We start from the raw sequence: 12,303 nt of genomic DNA on the forward strand, positions 1-12,303 counted from the left end.
ACTAAAAAATCAATATACCCATTTTATCGCAAATCATACAGATTTTATACAGATAAAAATTACAAGTCAGCAACAGGATTAATTTCTACCTTTTATCCTGCATTGTATGTTGTAAAAAATATAAGTTGAAACCCCGTCAATTTATAAAACGAGTAGGAAATCCTAATCACTTTTCTTATTAATTCGATCATAGTCCTCAAGTGCAACTCTAGCTAATAATCCAATTGTCATATCATCCATTGGTGGATTATGCAGACCTGCTCTAACATCACGATAATAGCGCTGCAATGGACTTTTTAACGAAAGGCTTTGGGCACCGACAATCCGCATAGCTAAATCGACGACTTTTATTGCATTGTTAGTAACAGAATGTTTAACTGCACTTAATTCCACTTGCATGTTCAATCTGTCCTCTGGAAAGCTTTCATCCCATTTACGAGCAACACTATATAGGAAATGTCGTGATTGAATAAGCAATAGCTCTAATTCACCCAATTTTTGTTGGACATTAGGCAACTCACTAATCGTGCCACTAATGCTCGAAGGTGAATAATGTTTTGCAAAATTAATGGCCTCATTTCGAGCTGCCTGGGCAATACCTAAATAACATGCCGGGATATGGAGCAGCCAACCCCCTGCTTGTTTTTTACCAGGAATCATCCTTTCCACAAGAGCATCATCATCAATATCTACATCCTTTAGAACCAAATCATGACTGGCAGTGCCCTTCATTGCAATACTATCCCAAGTTTCTTCAATTTCTAACCCTTTGCTATTTCTTGGAATTAGAAAATTCCCTGTAGTGCCATCTTCCAAGGAAGCACTCACTAAAAAATAGTCAAGAACTGGTGCCATCGTTGTAAAGGTTTTCCGCCCATTAACGACCCACTTCCCATTTTGTTCATGAGCAATTGTTGCCGGTTTACCGCCTCGAGTAGGACTTCCCGTTTGTTTTTCAGTTGCTGCGCTATTTATTAAGGCACCAGCCATCACCTGTTCGCATAATTTTCCGAACGTAGTGGGTTGCCAATTATTTTTCTCTGAAAGATTTTTTATAATGCCGATATGCCATCCAATGCCTAGGGCAGTTGCGCCATCACCCTCTGCGATTATTTCCTGAAGCATGACCATTTCCAATAGCGAGATTTCCATCCCACCAAAAGCTTTTGGTACGGTTAATGCCGTATAGCCAGTATCCTTAAGCTCTTTTATGTTTTCAAAAGGAAAAAGTCCTTCTTCATCAATCTTTGCTGCCCTTAATCGGAACGATTCCTTTAGTTTGTTCATTAATTCAATCCGTTCCTGTCGAGATTGTAACTGTTGAAACATCAGTGACACGACAACGTCTCCCCTCAAATGAAAGCTTTTATTATATTATTAGGTAAATGGAATATACTTTCAAGAATTATAGCCACTATACTGTTCAGAAGTATACAAAATTTCCCACAGCATAAAAAAACAGCTGCTTTTTGACAGCTGTTAAAGTAGAGTCATTCCAGTTAATTTCGTTAAACTTTTACAAAATCTTTTCCAATCTTCTGGATAACATTCCAACCCTTCACTTTCATATACCCTACCTTGAGTAACAAGTTTAACAGACCAATAAACACCGTCAAGCACCATTGCTTCTTTTTGATAATCCGCATCCCACTGCCATGGCTTAATTCTATATAGTTCTTTTTTAAACGTTTCAACATCGCCTATTACTTGAGATTGAGTTCGACGTTCGTTCACATTCACATTTTGATCCAAATTCCATTCAAAAAAGACAAAGCGATTTTTTCCAAAGTCTACTTTGATGGTTATTGCTGGTTCAACCACACCACCAATATGGACGTGCAAATACTGAACATCCTTTTCTGGATCAATATACACTAAGTCGTTTTGTACTTTAAATAATTCCTTTTTTCTAGTAATAGCAGATTTTACTTGTGAAGGCTGAACAATTTTTTCCTGTTCCTCTAAATGGCTTGTTTGCTGATTCATTTCCTGGCAGATGGAAGGAATCGACGTTGGTCCATTTTTCTTTAAAATGTCCAGGATCATTTCATATATATACATGATGACCATTTCCCCCACTTTTTATTTTCCAAACTTTATTCTTGTTGTACATTTGTTAATGTTTGCGATTTGGATTGATGTTTTATAAAGTCATTATACTGCTAATCAAGCTTTCTATCTGTAACAAAATGCACGAATCTACTTATTATTCGTGCCATTTTATTTGAAAAAAAAGAAAATTTTTCAAACGCTGATAGATTCAACAATATTATAAAATAATCTTTACAAAAAGGAAATCTAGATTGTATTCTTTTGTCAATATTACAAACGTTTTGTCTCATTATGCGCTTTCCCAAGAAATATTTCTCAGTTGTCAAACCAATCTTTTTCGTTTATTAAAAAAACCGGATGATTTTAATAGAAGACTATTATTGAATTTCATGTATGTAAGAAATAAGCGGAGAATTTCCCGTTATTGTGCGTAAGGGGAGCTAAATGAGCTGAAATAAGAGGAGAATTTCCGCTTAACTACTCTCACAAAGACAATATCCAGTGATCTTTATGAAATAAGCGGAAAAACGCCCTTTATTCTTAACGAAATATGGGCATTTCCCAAAATAAGCGGAATTCTTCCGCTTATTTTCAAACACAAGGAAATCAACATTCAGGTTAACAGACCCACATGCCAAAAATTTTACACATCAATGTAATCCACGGTTATTCAAAAAAAAAATCGAACCATTAGGAAATTCAAAGTTAGAATTTCGCATGATAGTTCGGTTTTTTTGTTTAGCTGATATACTTATGTCCCAGAGTCCCTTATTTCTATGCTTTTACAGTTTTTGCTGATTGTATTAACGTTTCGATTCCTTTCAAATCATTTTGAGCAAACAAATCAACGATTTTGCTTCCAACAATTACGCCATCGCAATATTGACTTACTTCCTTCACGTGCTCCGGTGATGAAATCCCAAAACCAGCTAATACAGGAATTGGACTTAACTGTTTTACTGCCTGAAGGTACTGGCCTAATTGCTCATCAAAGCCACTTCGTACCCCTGTAATACCTGTTACAGTAACAGCATATAAAAATCCTTTTCCTTTTTCTGCTATTTCCTTTAGTCTCTCGGTTGGACTTGTTAAGGTTACTAATCTAATTAATTCGATATTAACCTTTTCTAGCAATGGATCAATGATATCTTCTTCCTCAATTGGTAAATCAGGAATAATACAGCCATCAATACCCGCCTGTTGAGCAAGTCTCACAAACTCTTCCAATCCAAGGGCAATAATCGGGTTCATATATGTCATGAAAACCAATGGGATTCCAACCTGATTTCGCACAGAAGCAACCTCCGTCAACACATCCTTTAACGATGTTCCACGTTCTAACGCACGAATTCCTGCCTGTTGGATCGTCGGGCCATCAGCAACTGGATCTGAGAAGGGTATGCCAATTTCAATGGCAGTGGCCCCACATTTCTCAAGAAATAAGATCCGTTGGGTTAATACGTCTAGTCCTCCATCTCCAGCCATGATATAAGGAACGAAGGCTTTTTCATTTTTATCTTTGAGCTTCTTAAAAGCTTGTTGAATTCGACTCATTGTGTATCTCCCCCTAATCTTGCCCTTACGGTATGAACATCTTTATCGCCCCGTCCTGACAGACAAATCACGATCGTTTCTGTAGATTTCATGGTTGGAGCTAGCTTTAAGGCATAAGCCACCGCATGAGAGCTCTCAAGGGCTGGTATAATCCCTTCATATTTAGATAGAACCTGAAGTGCTGTAAGTGCCTCTTCGTCAGTGATTGAGTTATATTGAACTCTACCAATATCCTTTAAATAGCTGTGTTCCGGTCCAACCCCTGGATAATCTAATCCAGCTGAAATCGAATGGGCTTCTTGGATTTGACCATTTTGATCCTGCAGTAAATACATGAATGCTCCATGCAGCACTCCAGGTGTCCCTTTAGTAAGTGAGGCTGCATGACGATCCGTTTCAATTCCATGTCCCGCTGCTTCTACCCCATACAATTTTACATCTCCATCATTGATAAACGGATAGAACATGCCCATGGCATTGCTACCTCCACCAATACAAGCGACAACTGCATCAGGTAGTTTTCCTTCTTTCGATTGATGTTGCTCTTTTGTTTCAGAGCCGATTACACTTTGGAAATCACGAACAATCATTGGGAAAGGGTGTGGACCTGTAACAGAACCTAAAATATAATGAGTATCTTCAACATGTGATACCCAGTAGCGGAGTGCCTCATTTACCGCATCTTTAAGTGTAGCACTTCCCGATTCAACACTTACTACCTTTGCCCCTAATAGCTCCATTCGAAAGACGTTTAATTGCTGGCGTTTAATATCTTCAGCACCCATAAAAACGATACATTCCAAATCTAATAACGCACAAGCAGTTGCGGTTGCCACTCCATGCTGTCCAGCACCAGTCTCTGCGACAATTTTTCTTTTTCCCATTCTAACAGCAAGCAGCGCTTGACCAATCGCATTATTAATTTTGTGAGCGCCAGTATGATTTAGATCTTCTCGCTTTAAATAGATTTTTGCACCGTTGGCATATTTTGTTAAATTCTCCGCATAGTAAAGTGGTGTTTCTCGTCCAACGTAATCTTTTAGTAAATATTGGAATTCCTCTTGGAATGATTTATCATTGATTGCTTTTTGATATTCAAGATTTAGCTCATTAATCGCTTTCATGAGTGTTTCAGGTATATATTTTCCACCATATTTACCATAATGGCCTTTTTCATCCGGTAGTGTATATGTAGCCATGACTAGATTCTCCTTTTTAATCATTATTTTTCTTTGCTTTTTGAATAAATGCTTTTATTTTATGGGTGTCTTTTTTTCCGTCTGTTTCGACACCTGAGCTTACATCCACCATTTCAGGTTTGGCGATTTCGATTGCATTAGCAACATTGTCAATATTTAATCCGCCCGCAAGAATGATGCGCTTATTTGGTAGTGTGTTACTGGATAACAGTTCCCAATTAAATGTGATTCCGTTCCCCCCTCGGTATTTGCCTGAAGGACTATCAAGTAAAAACCATTGATTAGGATAGTCTTCGATTTGTTCTAGATCTTGTTGACACCCGATGCTAAAAGCTTTAATAACTGGAACAGAAAAATCTTTGCAAAATTCAGGTGTTTCATCCCCGTGGAGCTGAATCATCGTCAATTTTGCCTCTTCAATAATTTCTTGAATCCTGTCACTTGTTTCATTTACAAAAACGCCAATTTTCTCCACGTAAGCCGGAAGCTGCTCTGCGATTAATCCTGCTGATGCTGGTGAGATTTTCCGTTTACTTTCCGCAAAAACAAAACCAATCGCATCGGCGCCAAAAGCAACTGCCTGTAATGCAGTTTCCACATCAGTAATTCCACAAATCTTTACTTTCATCTTTTTATACCGTCCGAACCGGAAGCTTTAGCTGTTTAAAAGTTTCCTTTAGGTCTTGCGCAGTCATAAACGTTTCTCCAACTAAAATTCCTCTTGCTCCAGCATTTTGGACCCGAACAACATCTTCTACTGACTTAATACCGCTCTCACTAATTAAGGAAGCACCTGATTGTAGAACAAGTGGTGCTAAACGTTCTGTTGTCGCGAGGTCCACTTCGAAGGTTTTTAAATTACGATTATTAATCCCAATCAAGCTGGCCTTTGCACTATTAGCCTTCTGAAAATCTTCCTCATCGTGGATTTCTACCAGTACTTCTAATTGTTTTTCGCTTGCATACTGATAGAGCTCAATTAACTTTGACTGTTCCATCGCTGCTGCGATTAATAACACTATATCAGCGCCTGCTTTATGGGCGGTATCAATTTGAATTTGGTCAATAATAAAATCTTTACAAAGGATGGGCAGGTCGACTACTGTACGGACGGCTTGTAAATCAGCAAATGAACCTTTAAAAAAACTAGTGTCAGTTAACACTGAGATGGCATCTGCACCAAATTGTTCATACTGCACAGCCTGTTCTTGTGGATTTAAGTCTGGATTAATATCACCCTTTGATGGAGATGCACGTTTAAATTCTGCAATAATTTTCATTTCATTTGCTTCTCGAATTTTTTCGATGAAGGAACGCTTTTTGCGAGAAGCTACTTCAGCAAGCTGTAAATTTGCTAATCCATCTAACTCCGTTTTCTTTACGTCAATAATTTTATCTAAAATCGTTCCCATTTATATCACCTCTTGTTGATACCGCTTGCTGAGCTCGATTAATTGCTCGAGCTTATTTAATGCTGCACCGGAATCAATACTTTCTTTTGCTAGTTCAATACCTTGTTCTATCGAATCTGCTTTCATCGCCGTGTAGATACCTAGACCAGCGTTTAATAACACTGTATCACGTCTTGCCCCATGTTCTCCATTTAATATACTTCTGAGTATTTCGGCATTTTCTTTTGCATCGCCACCAACAATATCTTTATTAGTATAAGTGCCTAATCCTACTTCTTCTGGAAGAAGGATTTTCGTAGTGATTGTACCTTGGTCGACAATAACTAAATGGTTTTCACCTTGCAAGGATGCTTCATCCATATGACCAGCACCATTTAATACAATTGCACGCTTACGCCCCAGTCTTAACAACACCTCTGCAAACATTTGTAACAAATCACGACGATAGATACCTAATAATTGATAGTCGAGGTTTACCGGATTTGTTAACGGACCAATCAAATTAAAGATCGTAGGAATACGCAAATCTTTACGAACCTTCATGATTCTTTTCACTTTTGGATGAACGAACGGAGCAAATAAGAAAGTAATTCCTGCTCGCTCTAAAATTTCTTCAGATGCTTCTTTCGGTAAATTAAAGTTTACACCAAGATTTTCTAGTACATCTGCACTTCCAGTTTTACTTGAAATACTACGATTACCGTGCTTTGCTACGGTTAATCCTGCTCCAGCCATAACAAAAGCTGAAGTCGTGCTAATGTTAAAGCTCTTCGATCCATCGCCACCTGTACCACAGTTATCAATGACATTTGAAATCTCATCCGTAAAAGACATCGCAAATCGACGCATTACCTTCACAAGTCCAAGGATTTCATCAACTGTTTCTCCTTTCATCTTTAATCCAATTAAAAAGGCAGCCATTTCACTATCAGAAATTTCTTCAGAAAATAATTGTGTTACAGCACTCTCCATTTCAGCTTCAGTTAATGAGCGTTGCTCAGATAATTGTTCAAGATAAGATTTCATGTGTTTTATTCTCCTCTCTAATTTGCTCCAGGAAGTTTTTCAGCATTTGTTTACCATCTATTGTACCAACAGACTCAGGATGAAATTGCAGTCCGACGGTTGGGTATTGATTATGTTTAATGGCCATAATTTCTTGATCACAAGTTGCACTACCTAAAACTGTAAATTCCTCAGGCAATGTACTTGGATTTATGACTAATGAGTGATATCGCATTACCTCAAGATGCTGAGGTAAATTGACAAAAATATCCGAACAGGTATGCGCTATTTTTGATGTCTTCCCGTGCATGATGTTTTGGGCTCTCTCAATTTTAGCCCCAAACGCATGACCAATCGCCTGGTGTCCAAGGCAAATGCCTAGTATTGGGGTACTTTTATGGAATTCTTTTATAACTTCAACACAGATTCCAGCATTTTCTGGACGACCAGGCCCTGGTGATAAAATAATAGCCTCGGGCGTTAACTGGTAAATTTCTTCAATTGAGATTTGATTATTTCTTCTGACTAGAATCTCTTCGCCAAGCTCTCCAAAATATTGATATAAGTTATAAGTAAACGAATCGTAGTTATCAATTAATAAAATCATTTGGATCCTCCAGGAATGTTTTTAATTTATGGATTGTTTCTTCGTACTCTTTCTCAGGGACTGAATCGTAGACGATCCCCGCACCTGCTTGAATATAAGCAGTGTTGTCCTTTATCACCATTGTTCGAATAGCAAGAGCGAAATCCATATTACCATTGACGGAAAAATAGCCTATAGCTCCGGAATAAACTCCGCGTTTTTCTGTCTCCAATTCATTAATAATTTCCATTGCACGTATTTTTGGTGCTCCAGAAACGGTGCCCGCTGGCAAGCAAGAAATAAGAGCGTCTGCTGCCTTATGGTTTTTTGATAATTCACCACTAACCTCAGAAACGATATGCATAACATGCTTAAATTTTTCTAGTGCCATGTATTTATGGACATTTACAGAACCAAATTTGCAAATCTTTCCAAGATCGTTTCGACCAAGATCGACAAGCATCCGATGCTCTGCCAATTCCTTTTCATCCTGTATTAAACCCTTTGCAAGCAGGTCATCTTCCGCAGCCGTATTGCCACGTGGTCTTGTTCCAGCAATTGGGTTCGTAGTAATCACTGATTGCTTTGCCTTTACAAGGCTTTCAGGTGATGAACCAGCAACAACATAGTCCTCAAAATCCAAGTAATACATATACGGTGATGGATTAGAAATTCTTAGTTTCCGATAAAAGGAAAACGGATCACCCTCAAAGCTTGCATGCATCCTTTGCGATAAAACCACTTGAAAAATATCACCACTTGAAATATATTCCTTCGCTTTTTCAACATTCTCGATAAACTTTTCTTTAGTCGTCGTTGACTTAAAGCTAGATAAACCTACTTCCTTTGGCTCTTCACTATGAAACTCTGCCAACAGTTCTTTTCGTCGCTTTTCATTATGTGAAACAAGCTTTCCTTTAGTTGTATCCTCTAAGATAGGTGAAGCTGCTAAATAGACTTTCTGTTCCAAATGATCATAGATAATGACTTGTTCATAAAACATCAGGTGTACATCTGGCATTTCTAAATCTTTTTCAGGAGTCGCACCTATGTTTTCATATTGCCGAATCGTATCGTAGCCGACGTAGCCTACCGCTCCACCAGCAAAGGGAAAGTTTCCTTCCTGCTCACCGTAATTTGGGATAAGCTCTTTTACGATATCAAGAGTTCTCCCATTCACAAGCTCTTCGCCTTTTTCCGTTATAAGGTGATTTTGATTCCCGTAGCCCTTTACTTCTAAAATCGGATCTGCTCCAATGATTGAATATCTACCAGTATTTTCGTGTTTTAATGAACTTTCTAGAAGAAATTTTTTCCGCCCGCTAATTTTTTGAAAAATCGAAATCGGTGTCAACATGTCACCTTCCATTTGTTCAATGATGCTATTTATCGGATTTATTAATTTTTCCATTATGAATACCTCCAATTGATACATGTTCCTTCAAAATTCCATAAAAAAATCCTCTATATACACAAGGATTAATTGTGTATATAGAGGACGATTGTTAACCGCGGTGCCACCTCGATTGGTTTTTGGAATTACCCATAACCCACTTTCGGCAATAAGCTTTTGGCTGTTTGCCTACATCATATAACGGTGATAACCGGATATCCTTACTACTTTTTCAGGATTTCACTCGTAAGTCCATTCCACAAGATTACAGTACCGGCTCCCACCATCCCGGCTCTCTGAAACTGTAGGTTATTGTGTACTACTCTTACTCATCGTATTAGCAATTATTTATCATAAATACAAAAAGGGTCTCCCTCCTAAAAAAAGGACGAGAAACCCGTGGTGCCACCTTCATTAGCTAAAAAATTTAGCTCACTTAAAAGTATCAAAGCGTATGCTTGAATACCCGTCTCTTATAACGATGAGACCCTTCGCCAAAGCCTACTTTCCCGTTCGGGTTCAGTTTGGAGGCTCGAAAGTCCATTCACATAAATTTCCACACTGGTTCGCACCGACCACCAGCTCTCTTAAGTTTCCATTTACGCTACTACTCTTTGTCAACGCCAATTTATTGTGTTGTTAATTATATTATTAACTTTTTGGAAAATTGTCAATACTTATGTTCAATTTTGTTATAGTTATTTCCATATAATTTCCATTAAACGACAATATATTTCTTTGCTAGTTAAAAACAAAATAGTCCATATTAACAGTAGCAAACAATTAAAGGTGGCTTATTATGGAACAGGTCGATAGTCTTTTTGTAAAAGTGTTTAATCAAAAAGAAAAAAAATCGATGAAAAAACGATGGGCGATCGTATCCCTCGCATCGATTCCACTTGTTATGACGCTTGGGAACTCAATGTTGATTCCTGTTCTCCCAGCAATTGAAAGGGAGTTGGGCATTTCATCCTTTCAATCAAGTATGATATTGACGGTTTATTCTATCGTTGCAATTTTGCTCATCCCTATTGCAGGTTTTTTATCTGATTATATTGGCCGAAAACGCGTGATAATTCCTAGCCTTATCATTGCAGGTATTGGAGGAGTTATTTCGGGTTATGTAGGATGGAAGCTTTCAGATGCCTACTGGCTTATTTTAGTCGGGAGAGCCTTACAAGGAGTCGGAGCTGCTGGTGCTGCTCCAATCGTCCTTCCGCTAGTAGGAGACATGTTTCATAGCGATGATGAAGTCAGCAGTGCACTTGGAGTCATCGAGACCTCCAATACGCTTGGTAAAGTATTAAGTCCTATTTTAGGAGCTTTCCTAGCTGGAATCATTTGGTTCATACCTTTTTTTGCGTTTCCAGTATTTTGCACCATTTCTGTGTTCATGATTGTTTTTTTAGTGAAAACCCCAAAAAAGAGTAATGAACCAATAAACTTCAAACAATTTATCGTACAAACAAAAGAGGTTTTTGCCAATAACGGACGATGGCTAAACGCTGTTTTTATTATTGGTTGCACTCTGATGTTTGTATTATTCGGAGTGCTTTTTTATTTATCAGATGTTCTTGAAAAGAATTATCATGTTACCGATGTTAAAAAAGGTTTAATTTTAGCCGTACCGCTGGGGGCTCTTTGTTTGGCCTCATATATTACTGGAAAAAAAATAAAAGAAGATAAAGTAATGATGAAATGGTTGATTTTCAGCGGAATTATCATGTTAACAGTTGCTTCTTTTTCTTTGAAATTCACCAATTCGCTTTGGTTTATGATTTCGATTTTTGTTCTGTGCGGAATAGGGATTGGCATTAGTTTACCTTGCCTTGATGCTCTAATTACTGAAGGAATTGAAAAAGCAGAACGGGGAACGATTACCTCACTTTATAGTTCAATGCGATTTATTGGCGTTGCCGCAGGACCGCCTGTCATTGCAATTTTGATGAAATATCCCACTCAATGGATATTTTATTTATTTACTGCTATCAGCCTCTTAACAGCGCTATTTGCTTTATGGGCAATTAAACCTGATGAAAGCTAAACATATATCAACGCAATTACTTTTTTGAACGTTCATTTATGTTTATAATAAAAGGGAGGAATATGAGCATTTAAAAAAACCGTATAAGGGATGAAATATTATGAATGTAACAGGTTATGCTATTGAGAAGTTAGAAGATCCATTTGGAATATTAAGCGGAGATCGTTATGAATTTTATTTAGACATTGAAGTCGACGAAGAAGATGAACTTTATAACGAAAACGGTTTGTTATTAAAGGTCCTCTATGTAGTAACAGAGCAAGAAGAAAAAATTTCAAATTACAGTCTTCTTGAAGGTGCAACAGAAAAATATATCGATTTAGCACTTGAGGATGACGAATTGGAAATGGTACTTACATTTTGCAAAGAACATCTTCCAAAATAAGAAAAAAACGAGGCTGATATGGTATTCAGCCTCGTTTTTTCTAACTTATTAGTAACTCTTATTATGATTATCAATGGATTGTAACAATTTGGTTGATTGTACCATATCACTGTTACAGATAGGACATTTAGGAACCTCTGATGCTTTAAAATTATCACGAACCCAACAATTGCAGGTTTCTGACTCACATTCCCAAACCTTAGTTTCAACTGTAATGATTTCTTCCACAATTCTTCTGCCGAAAGCCATCCTATCTACCTCCAGTTTGCATTTTTTGCCTAAAAATTGAATTGTAGCAATTTCAGACAAATGAAAAATCCACTAATTATAAAAAGTGCCAGAAAACAGTTCTTTTTATAACCAGTGAATTTATCCTACATCATAAATAAACATATATATATCATACCGTTTATTCAGACAAATTACAAATATTCGGATTACAAAACCACATCACAATGGTTAAAATATTATGATTTTACAACGTTTACAGCTTGCGGTCCACGTTGACCTTGCTCAACCTCAAACGTGACCTGCTGGCCTTCTTCTAACGATTTGTATCCTTCACCTTGAATCGCAGAAAAGTGGACAAATACATCTTCGCCATTGTCGCGCTCAATAAATCCAAAACCTTTTTCGCTATTAAACCATTTTACCTTACCTGTTTCCATTAAAA

Annotated in this window: 13 protein-coding genes and 2 other annotated features; of the genes, 2 read left to right on the top strand and 11 right to left on the bottom strand. The window is 37.5% G+C overall.

Annotated elements, in window-relative coordinates:
- Nucleotides 1-162: 162 nt before the first annotated feature.
- The 9 genes from FXW34_RS15305 to trpE all read right to left on the bottom strand — a co-directional run bounded on the left by FXW34_RS15305 (nt 163) and on the right by trpE (nt 9,219).
- Nucleotides 163-1,329 carry an acyl-CoA dehydrogenase family protein gene (locus FXW34_RS15305; RefSeq protein ID WP_187118983.1) on the bottom strand — a complete coding sequence of 389 codons (1,167 nt, stop codon included), beginning with the start codon at nt 1,327-1,329 and terminating at the stop codon, nt 163-165.
- 150 nt (nt 1,330-1,479) lie between these two features.
- Nucleotides 1,480-2,061: a hypothetical protein gene (locus tag FXW34_RS15310; protein ID WP_147534877.1), complete on the bottom strand. Its 582-nt coding sequence runs from the start codon at nt 2,059-2,061 to the stop codon at nt 1,480-1,482.
- Nucleotides 2,062-2,826: 765 nt separating this feature from the next.
- Nucleotides 2,827-3,606: a tryptophan synthase subunit alpha gene (gene trpA / locus FXW34_RS15315; protein ID WP_147534878.1), complete on the bottom strand. Its 780-nt coding sequence runs from the start codon at nt 3,604-3,606 to the stop codon at nt 2,827-2,829.
- Nucleotides 3,603-4,805 carry a tryptophan synthase subunit beta gene (gene trpB, locus FXW34_RS15320; RefSeq protein ID WP_147534879.1) on the bottom strand — a complete coding sequence of 401 codons (1,203 nt, stop codon included), beginning with the start codon at nt 4,803-4,805 and terminating at the stop codon, nt 3,603-3,605. The genes trpA and trpB overlap by 4 nt, the downstream gene beginning before the upstream one ends.
- Nucleotides 4,806-4,821: 16 nt before the next feature.
- Nucleotides 4,822-5,433, bottom strand: coding sequence for a phosphoribosylanthranilate isomerase (locus FXW34_RS15325; protein WP_147534880.1), 612 nt, complete (start codon nt 5,431-5,433; stop codon nt 4,822-4,824).
- A gap of 4 nt (nt 5,434-5,437) precedes the next feature.
- Complete coding sequence (gene trpC, locus FXW34_RS15330; RefSeq protein ID WP_147534881.1) at nt 5,438-6,217, bottom strand: indole-3-glycerol phosphate synthase TrpC; 780 nt, start codon at nt 6,215-6,217, stop codon at nt 5,438-5,440.
- Nucleotides 6,218-7,243, bottom strand: a complete 1,026-nt coding sequence (trpD, locus tag FXW34_RS15335; RefSeq protein WP_147534882.1) for an anthranilate phosphoribosyltransferase — start codon at nt 7,241-7,243, stop codon at nt 6,218-6,220.
- Nucleotides 7,227-7,829, bottom strand: coding sequence for an anthranilate synthase component II (locus FXW34_RS15340; RefSeq protein ID WP_147534883.1), 603 nt, complete (start codon nt 7,827-7,829; stop codon nt 7,227-7,229). Before FXW34_RS15340 ends, trpD begins: the two co-directional genes overlap by 17 nt.
- Nucleotides 7,813-9,219, bottom strand: coding sequence for an anthranilate synthase component I (gene trpE, locus FXW34_RS15345; protein WP_147534884.1), 1,407 nt, complete (start codon nt 9,217-9,219; stop codon nt 7,813-7,815). The genes FXW34_RS15340 and trpE overlap by 17 nt, the downstream gene beginning before the upstream one ends.
- Before the next feature lie 80 nt (nt 9,220-9,299).
- Nucleotides 9,300-9,543, bottom strand: a binding site (T-box leader).
- A gap of 39 nt (nt 9,544-9,582) precedes the next feature.
- Nucleotides 9,583-9,831, bottom strand: a binding site (T-box leader).
- Nucleotides 9,832-10,000: 169 nt separating this feature from the next.
- Here trpE and bcbE point away from each other — a divergent pair.
- Together bcbE and FXW34_RS15355 are read left to right on the top strand one after the other, a co-directional pair.
- Nucleotides 10,001-11,245: a bacillibactin exporter BcbE gene (bcbE, locus tag FXW34_RS15350; RefSeq protein WP_147534885.1), complete on the top strand. Its 1,245-nt coding sequence runs from the start codon at nt 10,001-10,003 to the stop codon at nt 11,243-11,245.
- A 100-nt stretch (nt 11,246-11,345) separates the two neighbouring features.
- Nucleotides 11,346-11,630 (top strand): DUF6509 family protein, encoded by a 285-nt coding sequence (locus FXW34_RS15355; RefSeq protein WP_187118980.1) that lies wholly within the window; start codon nt 11,346-11,348, stop codon nt 11,628-11,630.
- 48 nt (nt 11,631-11,678) lie between these two features.
- Here FXW34_RS15355 and FXW34_RS15360 read toward each other — a convergent pair whose 3' ends face one another.
- Together FXW34_RS15360 and FXW34_RS15365 are read right to left on the bottom strand one after the other, a co-directional pair.
- Nucleotides 11,679-11,879 (bottom strand): cold-shock protein, encoded by a 201-nt coding sequence (locus FXW34_RS15360; protein WP_147534887.1) that lies wholly within the window; start codon nt 11,877-11,879, stop codon nt 11,679-11,681.
- Between the two features lie 218 nt (nt 11,880-12,097).
- Entirely contained in the window at nt 12,098-12,298 is a 201-nt protein-coding gene (locus FXW34_RS15365; protein WP_147534888.1) for a cold-shock protein, read from the bottom strand.
- Nucleotides 12,299-12,303: the final 5 nt, after the last annotated feature.

Origin of the sequence: Bacillus marasmi, from assembly GCF_902168435.1 — a bacterium.
Lineage (GTDB): Bacteria > Bacillota > Bacilli > Bacillales > Cytobacillaceae > Bacillus_BU > Bacillus_BU marasmi.